The sequence below is a fragment of the Parvibaculum sp. genome (assembly GCF_040882025.1).
Classification (GTDB): Bacteria; Pseudomonadota; Alphaproteobacteria; order Parvibaculales; family Parvibaculaceae; genus Parvibaculum.
The window spans coordinates 1-293 of sequence record NZ_JBBECC010000197.1 but is presented as its reverse complement, the minus strand read 5'-3'; positions in this window follow the sequence as shown (position 1 = coordinate 293).

The window sequence follows — 293 nt, the reverse complement described above, 5'->3', positions numbered from 1 at the left end:
AACATTGAAACGGATTGCCGCGTTGGAGATCACTCCCGATTGAAGGGGGACTGCACCATGTTCTGCATCAGCGTCATGAACGGCGTTGTTGGAGATCACTCCCGATTGAAGGGGGACTGCACCAAGCCCGCGACCTGTGTGAAGGTTGGGCCGGTTGGAGATCACTCCCGATTGAAGGGGGACTGCACCTCGAAAACCACGTCTGTCGTCAGCGTCCCGGTTGGAGATCACTCCCGATTGAAGGGGGACTGCACCAAACAGGTTAACGTAACTGAGATCGCTTAAGTTGGAGA